Annotated in this window: 22 protein-coding genes; 21 read left to right on the top strand and 1 reads right to left on the bottom strand. The window is 41.5% G+C overall.

Annotation, left to right across the window (positions count from 1 at the left end):
• The first annotated feature begins 269 nt into the window (after nt 1–269).
• Nucleotides 270–980: an ABC transporter ATP-binding protein gene (locus tag HZA08_11085; protein MBI5193970.1), complete on the top strand. Its 711-nt coding sequence runs from the start codon at nt 270–272 to the stop codon at nt 978–980.
• 25 nt (nt 981–1005) lie between these two features.
• Here HZA08_11085 and HZA08_11080 read toward each other — a convergent pair whose 3' ends face one another.
• A complete protein-coding gene (locus HZA08_11080; GenBank protein ID MBI5193969.1) occupies nt 1006–1905 on the bottom strand; it encodes a hypothetical protein in 900 nt (299 codons plus the stop codon).
• Between the two features lie 106 nt (nt 1906–2011).
• On the opposite strand from HZA08_11080, the gene ubiE reads away from it, so the two are divergent.
• From ubiE to HZA08_10980, 20 genes are all read left to right on the top strand, one after another.
• Complete coding sequence (gene ubiE, locus HZA08_11075; GenBank protein ID MBI5193968.1) at nt 2012–2719, top strand: bifunctional demethylmenaquinone methyltransferase/2-methoxy-6-polyprenyl-1,4-benzoquinol methylase UbiE; 708 nt, start codon at nt 2012–2014, stop codon at nt 2717–2719.
• 138 nt (nt 2720–2857) lie between these two features.
• Nucleotides 2858–4237, top strand: coding sequence for an outer membrane protein transport protein (locus HZA08_11070; protein ID MBI5193967.1), 1380 nt, complete (start codon nt 2858–2860; stop codon nt 4235–4237).
• Between the two features lie 118 nt (nt 4238–4355).
• Nucleotides 4356–4517, top strand: a complete 162-nt coding sequence (locus HZA08_11065; GenBank protein MBI5193966.1) for a hypothetical protein — start codon at nt 4356–4358, stop codon at nt 4515–4517.
• A 230-nt stretch (nt 4518–4747) separates the two neighbouring features.
• Nucleotides 4748–5701 (top strand): hypothetical protein, encoded by a 954-nt coding sequence (locus HZA08_11060; protein MBI5193965.1) that lies wholly within the window; start codon nt 4748–4750, stop codon nt 5699–5701.
• A 143-nt stretch (nt 5702–5844) separates the two neighbouring features.
• On the top strand, nt 5845–6774 hold the full coding sequence (locus tag HZA08_11055; GenBank protein MBI5193964.1) for a hypothetical protein: 930 nt from the start codon (nt 5845–5847) through the stop codon (nt 6772–6774).
• A 297-nt stretch (nt 6775–7071) separates the two neighbouring features.
• Nucleotides 7072–7809, top strand: a complete 738-nt coding sequence (locus tag HZA08_11050; protein ID MBI5193963.1) for a hypothetical protein — start codon at nt 7072–7074, stop codon at nt 7807–7809.
• Between the two features lie 26 nt (nt 7810–7835).
• Nucleotides 7836–8420 (top strand): LPP20 family lipoprotein, encoded by a 585-nt coding sequence (locus HZA08_11045; GenBank protein MBI5193962.1) that lies wholly within the window; start codon nt 7836–7838, stop codon nt 8418–8420.
• Between the two features lie 156 nt (nt 8421–8576).
• The gene (locus HZA08_11040; GenBank protein ID MBI5193961.1) at nt 8577–9647 is read left to right on the top strand and encodes an LPP20 family lipoprotein; all 1071 of its coding nucleotides are present in this window, start codon (nt 8577–8579) and stop codon (nt 9645–9647) included.
• A gap of 134 nt (nt 9648–9781) precedes the next feature.
• Nucleotides 9782–9928: a hypothetical protein gene (locus HZA08_11035; protein ID MBI5193960.1), complete on the top strand. Its 147-nt coding sequence runs from the start codon at nt 9782–9784 to the stop codon at nt 9926–9928.
• Nucleotides 9925–10839, top strand: coding sequence for a ketopantoate reductase family protein (locus HZA08_11030; GenBank protein MBI5193959.1), 915 nt, complete (start codon nt 9925–9927; stop codon nt 10837–10839). Before HZA08_11035 ends, HZA08_11030 begins: the two co-directional genes overlap by 4 nt.
• A 37-nt stretch (nt 10840–10876) precedes the next feature.
• Nucleotides 10877–11860, top strand: coding sequence for a hypothetical protein (locus HZA08_11025; protein MBI5193958.1), 984 nt, complete (start codon nt 10877–10879; stop codon nt 11858–11860).
• Between the two features lie 105 nt (nt 11861–11965).
• Nucleotides 11966–12715, top strand: coding sequence for a YebC/PmpR family DNA-binding transcriptional regulator (locus HZA08_11020; GenBank protein ID MBI5193957.1), 750 nt, complete (start codon nt 11966–11968; stop codon nt 12713–12715).
• Between the two features lie 185 nt (nt 12716–12900).
• Nucleotides 12901–13383, top strand: a complete 483-nt coding sequence (gene ruvC, locus HZA08_11015; protein MBI5193956.1) for a crossover junction endodeoxyribonuclease RuvC — start codon at nt 12901–12903, stop codon at nt 13381–13383.
• Nucleotides 13384–13438: 55 nt separating this feature from the next.
• On the top strand, nt 13439–14041 hold the full coding sequence (ruvA, locus tag HZA08_11010) for a Holliday junction branch migration protein RuvA (GenBank protein MBI5193955.1): 603 nt from the start codon (nt 13439–13441) through the stop codon (nt 14039–14041).
• Nucleotides 14042–14145: 104 nt separating this feature from the next.
• Nucleotides 14146–14340, top strand: coding sequence for a type II toxin-antitoxin system HicB family antitoxin (locus HZA08_11005; GenBank protein MBI5193954.1), 195 nt, complete (start codon nt 14146–14148; stop codon nt 14338–14340).
• A 74-nt stretch (nt 14341–14414) separates the two neighbouring features.
• On the top strand, nt 14415–15656 hold the full coding sequence (locus HZA08_11000) for a thermonuclease family protein (GenBank protein ID MBI5193953.1): 1242 nt from the start codon (nt 14415–14417) through the stop codon (nt 15654–15656).
• A 22-nt stretch (nt 15657–15678) separates the two neighbouring features.
• Nucleotides 15679–16581 (top strand): alpha/beta hydrolase, encoded by a 903-nt coding sequence (locus HZA08_10995; protein MBI5193952.1) that lies wholly within the window; start codon nt 15679–15681, stop codon nt 16579–16581.
• A gap of 183 nt (nt 16582–16764) precedes the next feature.
• Nucleotides 16765–17784, top strand: a complete 1020-nt coding sequence (gene ruvB / locus HZA08_10990) for a Holliday junction branch migration DNA helicase RuvB (GenBank protein MBI5193951.1) — start codon at nt 16765–16767, stop codon at nt 17782–17784.
• 102 nt (nt 17785–17886) lie between these two features.
• Nucleotides 17887–18270, top strand: a complete 384-nt coding sequence (locus HZA08_10985; GenBank protein ID MBI5193950.1) for an endonuclease domain-containing protein — start codon at nt 17887–17889, stop codon at nt 18268–18270.
• Between the two features lie 122 nt (nt 18271–18392).
• The gene (locus tag HZA08_10980) at nt 18393–19292 is read left to right on the top strand and encodes a restriction endonuclease (GenBank protein ID MBI5193949.1); all 900 of its coding nucleotides are present in this window, start codon (nt 18393–18395) and stop codon (nt 19290–19292) included.
• Nucleotides 19293–19527: the final 235 nt, after the last annotated feature.

Raw genomic sequence — 19527 nt, 5'->3', positions numbered from 1 at the left:
GCCGAGGGCTCATAAAGGGCAATGAAAACCCCACCCTCACCCTAACCCTCTCCCTGAGGGAGAGGGAGCTATGTTGATTCCCTCCCCTTCAAGGGGAGGGGTAGGGTGGGGATGGGGTTGATTTTCGGATGAACCGTCATGAGCGGGGCGATCACAAAGGGTAATGAAAATAGTAAACAGTAAGCAGTGAGCAGTAAACAGTAAAGGCAGGTCTTTATCTGCTAACTGCTTACCGCTTACTGCTTACTTGAGGTTATTTTCGGATGAACATGAGTCTATTGAAATTAGAAAATATACATGCCTCTTATGACCTTATTGAGGTATTAAAAGGTGTTTCCATTGAAATCAGAGGAGGTGAGATTGTCACTATAATCGGCGCAAACGGTGCCGGAAAGACCTCTACCCTTATGACAATATCAGGGATTGTGAAGGTACTCAAAGGAGGTATTTTTTTTAAGGATAAGAATATTACAAATAATCCTCCACATGAGATTGTCGGATGCGGTATTTCTCATGTGCCTGAGGGGAGAAGGATATTCCCGAGGCTTACGGTGCTTGAAAATCTGGAGATGGGCGGCTTTTTATGCAGGGATAAAAAGGAGATTAAGGACAAACTTACAATGGTCTACGATTATTTCCCTATTTTGGCAGAACGTAGCAGGCAGTTCGGCGGGACATTGAGCGGGGGTGAACAGCAGATGCTTGCAATAGGCAGGGCACTAATGTGCGGGCCTAAGCTCCTGCTTCTCGATGAGCCATCACTGGGTCTTGCCCCAATGGTTGTTTCAAAGATTTTTGAGATTATCAGGGTCATAAATAAACAGGGTGTTACAGTACTCCTTGTTGAACAGAATGCAAGGGCAGCCCTGATGCTTGCTGACAGGGGTTATGTAATGGAGACCGGGACTATAACTATGTCTGATAATGCAAAGGACCTCGCTGCTGATAAAAGGATACGGGAGGCCTATCTGGGAGAGTAAAGACAGGTAATAGGTAATGGGTATCTCAGGTAACTCCTTCCCATATCATTAAAAAATTATTGATTGTCTCCTGGCTGAAGCGTTTCAGGAAGCTGACACCGTATTTACTCCTATTTTCACCACAGGATAAAATATTTTTCACTACGCCGAACATTGATATATTCATACCTTTAAAATCACATTTAACATCATTATTTAGGTCTAGTGACATGGAGACATACAATACTCCTCTTAAAGGAAACAAATCATTCTCTGCAGCAAAGGCACATCCGCCTATTGATATATTGTCAAGCTCAGTCCTTGAACTGATGATTTTTAAGCGGTTAATATCATCATCTAAATAGGTAAATACCTCTTTTTTATCCTTTCCTTCCTCCTCATATAATCCTATAGTCTCGTTTATCAAAACTTTATCATTATGTTCTGCTGACCCTTTGCCCGTCGTTCTGATAACGAATGTCCTTTTGTCCAGCAGCCACAGAGTATCTTCATTTACCTTTGCATAATTGATGAATGTCCTTGAAGGCGGATAAAACCGCCTGTCTTTCCGTGGATCCTGAAATTTCAAGACAAGGACGGGATCTTTTATCTGATGAACAAATGTCTGAACTACGTAATTGCCCTTTTCAGTTGGAAATGATGCAAGCATTAATTCCCCGACAGGCGCCCTGAATTCAGACGGTACACGTACATATAGAAACTCCTTATCAAAGCCAATAACTTTTGTATTCCACTCCTTCTTATCAATAGTTACTAATTTTATGGTCTTTTGCCTGTTTCTGAATTCTTTTAGAAGTTCTTCATCTATCTTATCCGGGGAGGCTATCTGGACTATGTCTTTTTCAAGTGATGTAGAAAATGTGAGTACACGTTGTAAATTGAACTTTTCTTTTTTAGTGTCACCAATAATAACTTTACTGTTCAATTAATTAAAAACCCTTTTCTTTAATTACAAATCAAGGTATTATATCTTAAATTTAAATTTAAGTTAAGATATAATATTCAGCAGTAAATATCAATAAGGGAATTCTATGGATAAAGAAAAGATGGTTCAGAGGATGTTTTCATCAGCAGCAAAGCGCTATGACCTTAATAATTCAGTGCTGAGTTTTGGGATACACCATTACTGGAAACGGTATGCTGTGGAACAGACATACGTACAGCAGGGAAATAGTGTCCTTGATGTATGCACCGGAACTGCTGATATAGCCATCCTGCTTGCAAAAAAGGTTGGCGCTTCAGGCCATGTTGATGCAGTAGACCTGAACAGGGAGATGCTGGAGGTCGGCAGGCAGAAGGTAAAACAGGCCGGACTTGATAAGTTAATCACATGTACTCAGGGGAATGCCGAGTCCTTGAAATTTGGGAACAATAAATTTGATGCAATTACAGTCGGCTTCGGTGTCAGGAACGTCAAACACCTTGAAAAGGCGTTTACAGAGATGTTACGGACAGCAAAACCTGGCGGCCGAGTCGTGTGTCTGGAGTTCACCCAGCCTGAAACACGAATCTTCCGCTACATATATGATTTTTATTCATTTACCTTACTGCCTGCAATCGGTACGGTTATATCAAGGGACAAAACAGGCATATACAATTATCTCCCCGACTCAATAAGAAAATTTCCCCCTGCAAACAAATTACGCGACCTGATGTTAAGAGTTGGATTTTCTAAAGTAGAATACGAAATGCTTTCAGGAGGGATCGTGGCGGTGCATGTGGGGACTAAAGGAAAGTGAACCGTGAGCAGTGAGCAGAAGTAAGAAGTAAGAGGTCAGAAGTAAGAAGTTGAATTGAAAGATAAAGATTCCCTCCCCTTCAAGGGGAGGGTGCTAAGATTATTCCCCCTCCCTTGACGGGAGGGGGTTAGGGGGAGGGTGAGCTATGGAGATTTTCGTATGACAAACAATATGCCCCATTTCTTCCTTATACTTATCATCTCAATCCTTTCCTTACCAGGGATTTCCTTTGCAGGGGTATACAACTATCAGGAAGTTCTAATCGGTGAAAAGGCCGCAGGCATGGGCGGCGCTTTTACAGCCCTGGCTGATGATGCAACTGCAACATACTATAATCCGGCCGGTATTATACAGATTCCATTTAACAGCATGTCGGCCTCTGCAAATGTAATCACTTACAAGATAAGAAACGGAAAATTTTTCCTTAAAGATAATGAGAAGCTGAGGTCGTTTGATTTTATTCCAACCTTCTGGGGAGTTACTGCCACAACATTTCTTGGCAATGTAGGTTTCTCTATTGTTGTGCCGGAGTCTGATAATTTTGAACTACATGAGCTCTATTCTAATGAACACCTGCTTGGTTATGACTGGAATACTGCAAGGGCTGATAGAATATTTGAATCAAAGACATACCTCCTTGGCCCCAGTTACTCATTTAATGTCAACAAAAGTCTGTCGGCAGGGTTCTCTTTATACTTTTTATACAACAATTTTACGGAAAATGTTTATAATTACTGGGATACAGAATATACAGATTCTTCTGATAGTAAGGCTTATACCTTATTATTAGAAAACAGCCGCAGCCTTAATGGTTCAGGAACAGGAGTTACAGGGAAATTCGGCGTACTATACAGGATAGGAGACAAATTCAGGATAGGGCTTTCATTAAAACCAACCGCTGAAATTTCTGAAGAAGTGAAGGTTCGCCAGGTTGTATATATGAGTAATATAAGTAATGACAGCCCGGTAACTGTAAAAGCATTCAGCCGGGGAAATGCGGAGGGGACAGTGTCTTATACAAGGAAACTGCCCTATTCATCTACGCTCGGAATGGCCTACTTCCCTTCAGAGCGTTTAACTATAGCCCTTGACCTATCATACTATGGCCCGGTTAATTATGCTGAAGTAACTAAAGCATTAGATGACAATCTTAAATCAGTAGATGCTTCAAGAAAAGTTATTCTTAATGAATTATTGAACGGAAACCTGGGGATGGAGTATATGATTACACCCAAGATACCTTTGCGGGCCGGTATTTTTACTGATTTATCCTCTGCGCCAAAAGTTGAAGATATTCACGCTGCCCAGGCAACTCATATTGACAAGTACGGGTTAACATTAAGTTCAGGTTCAATTAGCGCAAATTCAACTGTTATAGCAGGGATTAGATATGGATTCGGTCATGGATACGGCACTGCTTCATCATACAGCAAGGATAATATAGAATATACAATTAGAAAAGAGGAATATACTCAAGGAGATCTTGCTTTGTTTATATCCGGCACATACATGTTCTAAGATTTCTTTATTGACACCTAAGTTATATTTAATATAAGATAGCCTCAGTTATCTCTTCTTTGTTATAACTCCGCTTTAAATGTTGACTATTCACAATTTATCGAAAGGTAAAACCTTTATGAAAAAAATCATTACAAAGGCAATTTTAATTGTATTATTAGGTGTATTTTGTCTTGCCAATGGATGTGCTACACAACCTCAGCAGAAGACGGATACGGATAAGGTTAAATCACATGCTGAGGATAGTTACAAAGAACTTCAGCACGAAGAACACCATTAAAAGACAAGTGAACTCCCATGATCGGGTTGCTCACAAAGGACAATGAAAACCCCACCCTCCCCCTGACCCTCTCCCTGAGGGAGAGGGGGCTATGTTGATTCCCTCCCCTTCAAGGGGAGGGTTAGGGTGGGGATGGGGTTGATTTTCGGATGAAGAGTGAATAGTGAACAGAAGTTAGAAGCAAGAGGTAAGAAGTAAGAGACTTGGTAAAAAACATATAGGGGGAAACTATGCGGACTACTATTCAAGCAAGAAATCTCATAGCGATAGTTTTTGTAATATCTCTTGTGCTTGTTTCAACTGTATCTTATGCCAAAGACAAGGAGTATAAAGGTCCGAAAAAGCGTATAGCTGTAATGGATTTTGAGGATAAAAGCAGTAATCAGCATGCCGGGTGGCATGATGTAGGACGCGGTATGTCTGATAGCCTTGTCACCGCCCTTGTCAAGACCAATCGTTTTATCGTGATAGAGCGTGAGCAGATTAATAAGATAATGAATGAACAGTCATTTGGATTATCCGGTGCTGTTAATCCTGATACAGCCGCAAAGGTTGGGAAACTCATAGGAGTAGGCATGATAGTGACCGGCGGTATAACAGAGTTCGGTGTAAAAGAATCAAAGCTGGGTGTCGGCTCACTTGGAAGGGTTCTTCCATTCGGCGGCGGTGCAGGTATGAAGACAAATACAGCACGTGTGGCATTAGATATAAGATTTGTTGATACGTCAACAGGTCAGATAATGGTTGCAGAAAAGGCAGAGGGTGAAGAGTCAAGTCATGGTGTTGATATTGACCTCTCAATAGCACCGAGCGTTGAATTCGGCAAAGAGGGTTTTGACGAGACAGTCATAGGAAAGGCTTCCCGTAAGGCAATTGAGCAGGCAATTGAAAAGATAAGCAGTGCAATGGAGAATGTCCCGTGGCAGGGTTCAGTAGTAAAGGTCAGCGGCAGTCAGATATTCATTAACACAGGCAGTGATGACGGTAGAAAGGCCGGAGATACTTTCATAGTATACCGTGCAGGCGAAGAACTTGTTGACCCTGACACCGGTGAAAGCCTCGGCTCTCAAACAGAGAAGATAGGGAAGATTCAGATTACAGAGGTAAAAGACAAGAGGCTGTCAATCGCAAAACCAGTAGACGGCAGCGGGTTTATGAGAGCGGATATTATTAAAGACAAGTGAATAGTGAACAGTTAACAGATTCAAGAATTCAGAAGCAAGAAGTAAGACAGGAAGAAGAAAGAACAACTAAAATTCCCTCTCCCTCAGGGAGAGGGTTCTATAATTTATTCCCCCTCCCTTGACGGGAGGGGGTTAGGGGGAGGGTGAGCTATGGAGACTTGCGGATGAATCATAAAAAACAAAACTTATTTAAACAAAGTAATAGCATCGCATACCTTGCCCTAATATTATTAGGGATAAGCTTCTTCCTCCTATCAGGCCGCTCTGCGTATGCCGGTGAAAAACTCAAGGTGGCTGTGTATGACTTTGAGGCTTATGGTGTCCCTGAAAACGTGGCACAGAGTGCAACAGACCTGCTCAGGACGGAGTTATTCAGGGGCGGGTATTTTCATGTGATGGAACGTAAGCAGATGGAGAAGGTACTCAAGGAACAAAAGTTTCAATTAAGCGGCGCAGTAGCAGAGGAAGAGCTGGTTAATCTTGGAAGGATATTATCAGTTCAGTTAATGGCAATGGGGAGCATGAACCGGCTCGGCAGAAAGTATATTATAAATCTGAGGCTTGTGGATGTAGAAGAAGGGAAACTAAAGGCCGCTGAAACAGTTGAGGTCTCAAGTGAGGATGAGATTCATAATGGAATCAAGTCACTTGCAAAAAGGACAGCAGAGTTAATTCCTGTACGGGGAAAGGTGATTAAAGTTGAAGTAGACGATGTAGTAGTTAGTCTTGGGAGCATGGACAAGATTGATAAAGGGTCAATGCTTAAGGTCCAAAGGTTTGGAGAGACATTTAAGGATCCGTCTACAGGTAAGGAATTAGGCAGGGCAATAACCAGAGTGGCAACCCTTCGTGTAGAAGAGGTTATAGGAGAGCAGATTTCAAAGGCCAAAGTTGTTGAAGAATCTGAAAATCTTCAGGTGGGTGATATGGTTCTGATATTAACAGGGGCAGGGACTACAAAACAGACCGGCTCATCATCAGAAAAGCCAAAGGAATCATATCCGTATCCCCCAGCCTCCCCTTCTTCACCGGATGAGATAAAGAAACCGGTACTGCCGCCGCCGAGTTTTTAAAGACAGTGATTAGTGAATGGTGAATAGTAAAGACGTAAGAAGTATGAGGTTATAAATTAGCGCCCTGTACCATGGTTTTCGTAGCGTTGGGGTTTACCCCCAACGTCTCAGGAGTAACATGGAGATCTACGTATAGATGAGCCATAGACGTCGGGGATGAACCCCGACGCTACGGTCTCAGGGAGAGGGTTAGGGTGAGGGTGGGGTTTCTATGGTGAAGAATTTTGCAGAAAGTGAGGTGATACAGAAGTCTTTGTTTACAACAACATATTATTATTTTCCTGAAAGGAGATTGCTATGAAAAAACTCATACTCATTATTACAATTGCGATGGTCTTTGCCTTTTCAAACATGGCAATGGCTGAACAACCTCATGTCAGTGTGGGACTGAAGACATGGGCTGCAACGTGGGATACAAAACTGGATACAGGCAGTGGAAATAAAGATTTTTCATCAGATTATGGTTTAATGTTAGGACCAAGTGTAAACGTACAGTATGATAAATATTTTGCAGGTGCAAGTTATCTATTTGGGACTTTTTCATTTCCAGCAGTATCAGTTGCCGCCACTGATATAAACCTTGATGCAGATAGAACTGACATGGACATTTCTGCAGGCTACTATTTTCACCCTAATGTCGCCGCTTTCCTTGGATATAAACTAATGGATCTTAAATACAAAATGAAACTTGATCCTTGTGTTTTGGGTGTATGTGGTGATACATCAAAAGAAACAAGAAACGGACCTGTTCTTGGTGTTACGGGACATTATCCGATCGAGGGGTCAAGATGGGTGCTATTTGGGAATCTGAGCTACGTATTCCTTAATTCCGAATTTAAAGACTCTTCAGGAAACAAGGATACAAGCAAAGTTACAGGCCCTGCTGTTGAGTTCGGAGGGGCTTATACACTTGAGAACATGCCTCTTAGTTTATTAGTAGGATTAAAATATCAGAATTATGAATATGATACAGCAGGAGCTGCAAATGATACCTTTAGCGGTCTGACATTTGGTGTTAATTATCCAATTCAGTAAATGATAACTTACAAGGAGGGTTTAACATGAAAAGACTTAATTTCTTAGTATCTTACAGTTTACTTGTTGTTATTCTTGGATTAGGACTGGTGGTCGGATGCGCTCCTAAGGTTCCGCCCGCGGCTCAGGCGCCTGCATGGGTAACAAAAGGGAGTGCGGCATTTAATGACAATGGGGTAAAGGTATTCTATGGTGTCGGTTCTGTCAGCGGTGTAAAAAATAAGTCACTGGCAAAGACTGCATCTGAGAACAGGGCAAGGGCTGAAATTGCCAAGATATTTGAGACCTATACAGCGTCACTTATGCGGGATTACATGGCATCCACAACAGGCGGCGCTGAGGTAAATGCACAGTCAGCAACCTCTGAAGAACAGCATATAGAGCAGGCAGTCAAGACATTCTCTGCTACAACATTGAGTGGTGTAATGGTTATAGATCACTGGACAGACCCGTCAGACGGGACAGTATATTCCCTTGTAAAACTTGACCTTGATGCATTCAAAAACAGCCTTGATAAGGCAAAAGAACTTAACTCAGCAGTAAGGGATTTCGTAAGAAAGAATGCAGAGAAGTCATTTGACAGACTTGAGGCGGAAGAAAAGAAGAAGTAGGAAGGGTTGAGCTGAAGAAAGAAGTAAGAAGTAAGAATAATAAAAGGATGATGAAAATGAGGCCACCTCCCCTTAGTCCCCTCCAGCAAGGGGAGGGGAGATATGAAAGATTGCCGAAGATTCCCCCTCCCTTGACGGGAGGGGGTTAGGGGGAGGGTGAGCTATGGAGATTTTCGGATGAAACTTTTCAGAACTAAAATAATATTTCTCATATTAATATCATGCATTGTCCCCTTTTTAAATTTCTCTCCCGCTTTTTCTGCCTCAAAGCCCGACTGGTTAGAAGGGAAGAGCAGGAAATATCCTGATGACATGTATCTTATTGGAGTCGGTTTTGGAGATACACGCAAGGCTGCTGAAGATGCGGCTTATGCTGCCCTATCAAGGATATTTCAGGCGGACATCCAGTCAAAGACAAGTGAGTGGGAGAAGTATGTACAGACTGATGTTAAGGGAAAGAGTCAGAGTACCCGTGATATTAAGATTGATCAACTCACATCCGTTGCCACGAATAAAGTCCTTGAGGATGTTACAGTCGCTGATATATATGTAAGTGAATCTGAAAAGCTTACTTATGCCCTCGCGGTTATGGAACGTCAGCATGCTATGGAATCACTTAAAGAGAAGATTGCTGCAGCAGACAAAGACATTTTGGAATTACAGAAACAGGCATCTGAGTCGGATGATAAGATTGAAAGGGTGCGTGCACTCCGCAATGCCATGAAGACCTTTCTAAACAGAGAGGTATATAATACAGACCTTAGGATTATAAGTACTGCAGGAAAAGGTATTGACCCTCCTGTCAGCCTTGTAAGTATAAAACAAAAGATACAGGACCTCTTAACCAAACAGATACACATAGGTGTTCAGGTAGACGGGCCTCACCGTTCAGACATAAGGTCTTCTATTATTGAAGGACTGACTAAAGAAGGCTTCTCAGTTGAGGAAAAGGGTGACCCTGCAAAATTAGATATACTTGTTAAGAGTAATATTGAGTTTGAAAACGCTGACCTTCCTCAGTGGAAATTTGTAAGATGGAATATTACTGTTGACCTCGTGAACCAGAAAAGCGAAAAGGTCTTTGGAAGTTTTACCCGCAACGGCAGGGAAGGCCACCTGAACTTCAAAGAGGCAGAGGCAAAGTCAGTCAGGGCACTCCAGAAAGAAATCTCCGGAGGACTGAGTCAGATGCTTGTTTCGTTTATCTATGGGGTTGAGGAGAAGTAAAAGGAGCAGGCTGTAGAGAGAAGTAAGGAGCAAGAGGTTAGAAGCAAGAAGTAAGATAAGGCTAAGATTAAGAAAAGCAATATAGGGAAGCGAAAATTCCCTCCCCCTTGAGGGTGGGGGGGGTTAGGGTGGGGGTGAGCTATGGAGATTTTTGGTTGAACTCACATGAACCAGGGTTCACAAAGGGACATGAAAATCAGCGGGACAAGAATGTCCCGCCTATCCTCATAGATATGGATAGGCGGGGTTTTCTTACCCCGCCGGAGGGGATTTTCGGATGAATATCTTAATCGCAGGGGCAGGCGCCGTTGGCGGCTACTATGGGGCAATGCTCCATAGGGCCGGTCATAAGGTTTCTTACCTTGTAACGCCGCGAAGCTATGCGGTAATCCATGAAAATGGGATAACAGTTAAAAGCAAAGGCGAGGTGTGGACATTCCGTCCGGAGGTATCTATAAAGCCCAAAAACCTAATGCCCTGTGACCTCATAATCATAGCAGTAAAGCGGAATGATACTGAGAAGGTGCTGAATATCCTACAGCCCCTTGTAAATAAGAGCACAGTGATCCTCCCCCTTCAAAACGGGGTAGACAGCGAAGAGGAGATATTAAGGCATATACCGGACTCAAAGGTGCTCGGGGGCATTGCCTTTATAGGTGCAAGACTGGAAGAGACGGGAGTTGTTGTACACGAAGGGGCAGGTTCATTAAGTATAGGCGAGCTTGATGGAAAAGAGAGTGAACTTGTCCAAACTATAGTAAAGATGTTTAAGGATGCAGGAGTACCGGCTAAGCTCTCCCGTGATATTTACAAGGGTAAATGGCAGAAGCTGTGCTGGAATGCAGTATTTAATCCCCTCTCAGTTATTCTGAATGGAAAGATAAGTTACATACTAGATTCAAAAGATGCCATTGACACAGCCCGAAAAATATTCACAGAAATCAGGGCTGTAGCAGAGAAAAAGGGGATAATAATAGACGAAGGTTTATTGGATGAGCATATAAAGGTTACACAAAATCTGAGAGAATACCATACCTCCATGTATGAAGACTTTGTAAAGGGAAAACCAACAGAAATAGACTACTTCAATGGATTGGTTTGCAGGGAGGGAGAAGCATATAATATTCCTACCCCTGTGAATTGTACTGTAACATCACTTGTTAAAGCCATTTTATCCCGCCGGGCAGGTTGACACCCCTACATACTTTCTGTTAAAACATTATGGGCTTATGGCACTCATTAACTACAACTCAAAAGAAATAAATGCAAAGATTGTGTATTACGGCCCTGCACTCTCCGGTAAGACTACGAATATTAAAAGTATCTTTGAAAAGATAAATCCGGAAAAAAAAGGAAAGCTGATTACACTCCCAACGCAGGGTGACAGGACACTCTTCTTTGATTTTTTTCCATTGGAGGCAGGAGAGATAAGGGGATACAAGATGAGGTTTCATCTCTATACTGTCCCCGGTCAGGTATATTACAATGCAACGAGGAAGCTTGTGTTAAAAGGGGCTGACGGGGTTGTGTTTGTTGCTGATTCTCAGAGGGAATCAATGGATGCCAATCTGGAGTCAATTGCTAACCTGAGAAAAAACCTTGCAGAGCAGGGGATTAATTTAGACGATTTCCCGTTCGTGATTCAGTACAATAAAAAAGATCTGCCTGATATCCATAGTCCGGATGTGCTTAACAGGGAATTAAACCATAGAAATGTACCTTTTTTTACTGCATCTGCCTCAAATGGTGAGGGTGTACTTGAGACGCTTACTGCAGTCAGCAAGTTTGTCCTTGCTGATCTAAAAGAGATGATAGAAACCGGGAAGCCGCGGAAAAGGATGCCGCCGGTGCCGGTGCAAGAAGCACCAATACCAAGGCCCTCAATATCTCCACTTGCAGAGATAGAGCGAACAATTGACAAAGTGGAAAAGGGAGAGGATTTAAGAAGCTGGGTTCAGGATGACTCGCGATTAAAGGGATTATTCCAAAGATCAGGAGAAACACCTTATGGAGGTCAGGAAGAAAAACTTGACCTCAGTAAGCCTGTACCCGAGGCATCTAAATTTGCTGACACAATTATGGAAGGTATTTTTAATGTTGCCTTAAATCTTAAACTGAGGGTTATAACTGCAAAAGAAGGAGATAAGATAAAGGTAAAAGGGATCGAGGTCTCAGACTTTGAACCAAAAGAAATAGATGTAACGAAAAAATAAAATATTAAAAATCAAAAATCAAATATGAAGAAAATGGCATATTTTTTAGTATTTTTGATATTTTATTTCTAATTTTTGATTTACTTAATATTAAGGGAGGTATCTATGTCAGGACACTCAAAATGGGCAACCACAAAACACAAAAAAGCGGCAATTGATGCAAAGAGGGGGAAGATATTTACAAAGGTTATCAGGGAAATTACTGTTGCAGCACGGGCAGGCGGCGGAGACCCTGATGGAAATCCAAGGCTGAGGACTGTTATATTAAAGGCAAAAGAGGCCAACATGCCTGCTGATAATATTAAGAAGGCCATTCAAAAGGGAACAGGAGAACTGCCCGGAGTCAATTATGAAGAGGCGATATTTGAGGGTTATGGACCGGGTGGTGTTGCCCTTTTAATTTCTATTATGACTGATAATAAAAACCGTACAGTTCCTGAGATAAGACATATGTTAAGCAAAAATGGAGGCAACATGGGTGAGGCCGGTTGCGTTTCATGGATGTTTCATAAGAAGGGATATATCGTTGTTGATGGTAAAGGGGTAGATGAGGATAACCTTCTTAACCTTGTGCTGGAGGCAGGGGCAGAAGATATGAGCCGTGACGGGGATAATTTTGAGATCACCACATCAACAGATGATTTTGAAAATGTAAAGACTTCTGTTGAGAAGGCAGGTATTCCAATATCCTTTGCTGAGGTTACTATGATTCCGCAGAATTATATGGACGTTGATGATAAAGCCGCTGAGCAGGTTTTGAGGCTTATAGAACTGCTTGAGGACCATGACGATGTACAGAACGTCTATTCAAATTGTAATATCACAGATGAACTCCTTGCGAGGCTGGAGAAGTGACATAGGTTAGAAGACTGAAGGCTGAAGGTAGAAGCAAGAGGCAAGAAGTTAGAAGTAAGAACTCCTCACAAAAATTCCCTCCCCCTTGATGGGGGAGGGTCAGGGTACCAAGTGTATTCCCTCCCCTTCAAGGGGAGGGTTAGGGTGGGGATGGGGTTGTTTTCAGATGATCAAAGGAGCATCCAATGTTAGCCTTAGGCATTGACCCGGGCACTACGGATACAGGCTATGGTTTAGTAGAGAGTAGGGGTAGTAATTTATTTATCCAGTCGTATGGCACCATTAAGGCATCTAAGAAGTTTGATATGAGCAGGAGGCTTCAGGCAATCTATCTTGAGGTTGAGAAGATTATAAATACACATAAACCGGATGCAGTAATTATTGAAAAGGGATTTTATTCAAAGAACGTCCAGTCAACCATCAAGCTGGCACAGGTAAACGGTGTAATAATGCTTGCCTCAGTTAATGCCGGGGTTCCGGTGTTTGAATATACACCATTGGAAGTTAAACTCGCAGTTGTCGGTTACGGGGCTGCAAAAAAAGAGCAGGTACAGCACATGGTGTATCATATACTTAAACTTAAAGAGCCCGTAGATACTGACCACGCGGCAGACGCACTTGCTGTTGCGATTTGCCATATAAACAGCAAAATAAAATATCAAAGATAAAAAGTAAAAATTATGTTATATTTTTGATATTTTATTTTTCATTTTTGATTTTAATATGATAGCCCTGATTCGCGGTAATCTGATTATTAAGGCCCCGCAGTTCGTAGTAGTTGATGTTAGCGGTGTAGGCTACAAGGTATTCATCCCCCTTTCCACATTTCCGAAACTACCTCCATTAAAAGAAGAGGTAACATTCCATATTCATACCCATTTAAAAGAGGATGCAATCCAGTTATATGGTTTTTTGAGCATCGAGGAGAGAGACTTTTTTCTGACACTCCTCACAATTTCAGGGATAGGCCCTAAGATGGGGCTGAATATAATGTCCGGCTCTACCCTTCCTGCCCTCATGGAGATACTTGAGCAGGATGACGTAAAGAGGCTGAGCATGATACCAGGAGTAGGGAAAAAAACCGCCGCAAGAATAATCCTTGAGTTAAAGGAAAAACTAATATCAATCGCCTCATCAACCGCAGAAAAGGGAGAGCCACAATCAAAAATAACCGCCGACGCACTTTCCGCATTAATAAACCTCGGCTATTCAAGGGCACATGCAGGAGATGCAATCAACAGGGCTATAAAAGACAGCAAAAAGGAAACACTTGAAGAGGTGATAAGAGAGGCGTTGAAAGACCTATCATCCTTAGGTGGTAGGTAGAACAAATGATGACCTAAACTATATTATAAGGAGAAAGAGTCCTTCTTGTGATAAACAAGTCCGTTATGATAAATATTAGAGAATAATTTTAAAGGAGGTTAAGAATGCCAACAAGATACCGCTATACAATAGAAATTATCCCCGAAGAGGATGGTATTGGATATTATGCAGTTGTTCCTTCTCTGCCAGGTTGTTTTTCTCAGGGCAAAACAATTGAAGAGGCTAAAAAGAATATCAAGGAGGCCATATCCTTGCATATCAAATCTCTTAAAAACGCAGGATATCTTAAAATAATGTGAACATCTGGGGCACAATAACTATGAATAATACAATCAAAACCACACACAAAATTATTAACGGTGATTCAAGACAAATGAATCTATTGGCCAATGAGTCAGTTCATCTGGTAATTACATCTCCTCCTTACTGGCAGCTTAAAGATTATGGTACTAATGATCAAATCGGATACCATGAAACCTACGAAAGCTATATCAATAATCTGAATCTTGTCTGGAAGGAATGTCATAGGGTCTTGCAGTCCGGATGCAGACTCTGTATCAACATCGGTGATCAGTTTGCCCGTTCTGTTTATTACGGGCGATACAAAGTAATCCCGATCAGAACCGAAATTATTAAATTTTGTGAAACAATAGGTTTTGATTATATGGGGGCTGTTATCTGGCAAAAGGTTACAACAACCAATACCACAGGCGGGGCAACTATAATGGGGAGTTTCCCCTATCCGAGGAATGGAATCCTGAAGTTAGACTATGAATTTATTTTACTATTTAAAAAACAGGGCGCCCCGACAAAGCCTTCACAAGAACAAAAAGAGTTGTCAGTAATATCTAAGGAAGATTGGAATACATATTTTTCAGGCCATTGGTATTTTACAGGCGCAAAACAGGATGGGCATATTGCTATGTTTCCAGAGGAGTTACCTGCCCGGCTCATTAAGATGTTTGCCTTTGCAGGTGATACGGTTCTTGACCCATTCCTCGGCAGTGGAACGACATCAATGGCTGCCCGCAATCTTGGCCGCAATTCAATAGGCTACGAAATAAATCCTGAGTTTATTCCTGTTATCAAAAATAAGCTGGATATTACACAAACCGACCTTTACGGAACGGGTTACGAATTCATGAAAGATCATGTAAAAACTGACTTGAACAAGGAGATTGAGAAACTCCCGTATATCTTCAAAGACCCTCATGAACTTGATAAAAAGATTGACCCTAAGAAACTTCAATTCGGCTCTCGGATTGATGATAATAGAGAAGAACGTGAAAAGTACTATTCAGTTAAAGAGGTTATCACTACTGAGTTAGTTAAACTCAGCAGTGGAGTGATAGTCCGTCTTATCGGGGTAAAAGAAAAGAAGACAGTGAACGGTTCGGCTGTCAATTTCCTCATGGAAAAAACAAGAGGGCAAAAAGTCTTTCTGAAATTTGACAACCATAAATACGATAACGAGAACCATCTGCTCTGTTATCTCTACTTAAAAAACAAGACATTTCTAAATGCACATTTAATCAAAGAAGGCCTTGCAGAAGTGGATTACTCCATTGATTTTAAATATAAGGACAAATTTATAAAACTTGGAGAGCGGCATTAAAATAGGGTTGAAAGGATACAATATGAATATCAAATATTTCCGATGGATTAAGATTATTATAATTGTATTTGTACTTAGTTCATGTGCAACGGCACCACAGAAGATCTTCCATCCGCAGGCCCTCCCTAAGCATCAGAAGTGGGTTATGGTTGATAACATTCCTGTGGTTTATACGGAACAGGGTGATGGTGATGCTGTTCTTATATTGGCTGCTTATCCTCTTGGGGTTGAGGCATGGGGCGAACTGGCGGGATTCCTCAGTAAATCTTTCCGTGTCATTGTTGCAGAGCCTCCTTATCTTAGTGAACCGGATGCCTTTGGAGAAGACAAATCATCAGAACACCTTCTTCTGGTATATCGTTCTTTTGTAAGAAAGCTTGATCTCAAAGAGGTTCATGTTGTTGGCGCCGGTGAAGGCGGCGGGCTTGCTGTTGCATTCGGACATCACTTCCCTGAACATATAAAGACTGCAATCAGCATCAATGGCTTTGAGGGTCTTACATGGTCAGCTAAAACCAAAGAGATGCTTGATGATATATATTCTTCGGAGCAAGAAAAAATTACAAACCTTTTGGCGGCCGGCTCTTTACGGTATAAACAAGATTCGGCTTTTCGTGATAGAATCACGGGCACACTGGAACTGCTTCCTGATAAGGAAAAGGTAAAGGCATTACAAAATCGTAAGGCTGATCTGATACAGGATATCAATTCATTGTATATCCCTGCCATGATAGAGTATATTGATTTTCCTATTCTCATGATCCGTTCAGACCATGATGCCATACTTCCTGAAAATTATGCTGAGTATGCACATAACCGCATACGTGGTGTAAAGTACCAATCATTACAAAACTCAGGTCATTTTGCATTTCTTGATAAGCCTCAGGAGACAGCGGAAATCATAAGGGCTTTTATTCAGAAATAGGGTAATGCCATTACAGCGGGGTTGGAAAACCCCGCCTATCTCGATAGGCGGGACATTCTTGTCCCGCATTCGCAAGGGAAATAGGATTCACATATAATTGATGCAGTGGCCATCCCTTGTTGAATTCATACCTAATAGAATATATAATCCAGCAGTAATCAGGAATCGGAAGGGAAAAATATTATGCCGGACAATATATTTACATTGCCGTTGGACGATGAAGAGAAGAGGTATGAGGCGAACCTGCGTCCTGAATCTTTGGCGGAATATGTGGGACAGGAGAAGGTAAAGGAGAACCTGCATATATTTCTGGAGGCAGCAAGGAGGAGGTCGGAGTCATTAGACCATGTCCTTTTCTATGGCCCGCCTGGTCTTGGAAAGACAACGCTTTCCTATATAATCGCAAAGGAGCTTGGTGTTGGCATCAAGTCCACATCCGGTCCGGCAATAGAACGTCAGGGGGACCTCGCGGCTGTACTTACCAATCTGCAAAGGCATGAGGTGTTATTTATAGATGAGATCCACAGACTCAATCCAGCAGTTGAGGAGATACTCTATCCGGCTATGGAGGATTACAAGCTCGACCTGATAATCGGTCAGGGGCCAGCGGCAAGGACGATTAAGCTCGACATCCCAAGATTTACATTGATAGGTGCAACAACAAGGACAGGACTGCTTACATCTCCATTACGTGACAGGTTTGGAATTGTCATTAGACTTGATTTCTACCGGCCTGAAGAGCTTCAAAGGATACTCATGCGGTCTGCAGGGATACTTAATACAACCCTTGATGAGGATGGGGCAGAGGAGATTGCAGGACGTTCAAGGGGGACACCGAGAATAGCAAACCGGATTTTAAGAAGGGTCAGGGATTACGCTGAGGTGAAGGCTGACGGGAAGATTACGAAAGAGGTTGCTGTTAAGGCCCTTAAAATGCTTGAGATTGACGAGAAGGGCTTTGACTTAATGGACCGGAAGCTCCTGCTTACCATAATTGAAAAATTCAACGGCGGCCCTGTCGGGCTTGAGACAATCGCCGCAGCAATCAGTGAAGATAAAGATACGATAGAAGATGTATATGAGCCGTTCCTGATACAGGAGGGCTTTATAAACCGCACCCCAAGAGGCCGTCTTGCAACACCGAATGCCTACAAATACTTCGGCATCGCCATGCAGAGTGAAGAACAGAGCAGGTTGTTTTAGAAGGCAAGGTAAAGTTTAGGGTTCTTCCGGGATTCGTAAACAATATTCCTCCCCTTTACAAGGGGAGGTTAGGTGGGGTAGTTTTTAATTCGGAGAGATTCATTGACAAAAGTGTTCAATAAAACAAGTGAAAAGCTCAAACGGAGAAATTTAAGACAAGAGATGCCTAAGGCTGAAATGTTGTTGTGGTTAAAGCTAAGAGGCAAGGGATTAAATGGTTTCAAGTTCAGGCGTCAGTACAGCATTGGAAAGTTTATTGTGGATTTTTATTGTCCACAGCTAAAGTTGGCTATTGAAGTGGATGGGGATTCTCATTTTACTGAGAATGCTGTAAAAAACGATATAGAAAGACAAAAAATTATTGAAGCTTATGGGATTACTTTTCTGCGTTTTACCAACCTTGATATTTATGAGAATCTTGAAAAGGTTATGGACAGGATTGATATAGAGATGAGAAAAGATACCTCCCCTAACCCCTCCTTGTAAAGGAGGGGAATGCTTTGGTTCCGGTTTATTCGGGTTAGGATTGCTATTTTGTTCTATTGCGGGAAGCTGGACATGTACCCCACAAATCCCAGTAGAACCAAGTTTAGAAAGGCAAATTAAAAGTGAAAAAGGAAAAACATAATAATATAGTGGGGCCACAATTTCTTAAGTTTATTGTTCCACTTTTAGAAGTTTTAAAAGAGCGAGGTGGAGCCGGCAAACCCTTTGAAGTAAGGCCGTTAATAACAGACAAGTTAAAAATACCGGAAAGTGAGGTTCAACAGACTCTGGAATCAGGTGTTTCAAGAGTTTATAATCAGATAGATTGGGCAAGAAATTATTTAAAAGAAGGTGGATTTATAAGTGCAGAAGAGCGGGGAATTTGGAGATTAACAGAAAAAGGGTTTAAATCAAATTTAAGTGAAAATGAGGTATATAAATTATTCAAAGATGTCCAGAGTAAATTTCAAAAAAAAGAAATAACTTTGGAGGGTGTAACTAAACAAAAAAGACGTAGCAATGAAGATGTTGATATATCTGATAGACCTCCGGAAAATCAGAAACACCTGCATGAAATTTTAAACATACTGTTAAAACTTCCCCCTTCAGGATTTGAGAAAATTTGTAAGAGATTGTTAATAGAGGAAGGGTTTGAAGACGTTGAAGTAACAAAGCAAACCAGAGATGGTGGTATTGATGGTGTTGCAAACCTGATTTTAAACAGATTTATAAGTTTCAAGGTATTCTTCCAATGCAAAAGATATAAAGGCACGGTTTCCTCTGAAACCGTTCAAAAGTTTAAGGGTGCATTAGACGGCAAAATAAAACCTGGAGATAAAGGAATTATTATAACAACTGGGTATTTTACTCAAGATGCTCAAAAAGCATCAAAGGAAGGAAGGGTTCCTATTGAATTAATAGATGGTGATAAATTGATTGAGATGTTTGAAAACAAGAAATTGGGAATCCAACAAAAAACAATTTATGAAGTTGACTATGATTTTTTTGAGGAGTTTAAGTAGTTAACAGGCTGGGCATTATAGAATCTCCATCCATAATAGTTATTATATGTTTAAACCTAAATATACAATTACATCTGAAATTCTTAATAATATCGGAGGCTCTTGCAAAAGTCTCCGTGACATCTGGTAAAACCGGCACAAAATTGGATTTTGCAATTTAAAAATCACCTATCGTACAAATTAGATCGTTAAATTACACTTTTTAAGCAATCCAAGCATTTTCAGGGCGTACTTC

This window comes from Nitrospirota bacterium (genome assembly GCA_016212215.1).
Lineage (GTDB): Bacteria > Nitrospirota > 9FT-COMBO-42-15 > HDB-SIOI813 > HDB-SIOI813 > JACRGV01.
The sequence above is the reverse complement of the archived record's forward strand: the minus strand, read 5'-3'. Positions and strand labels throughout refer to the sequence as shown.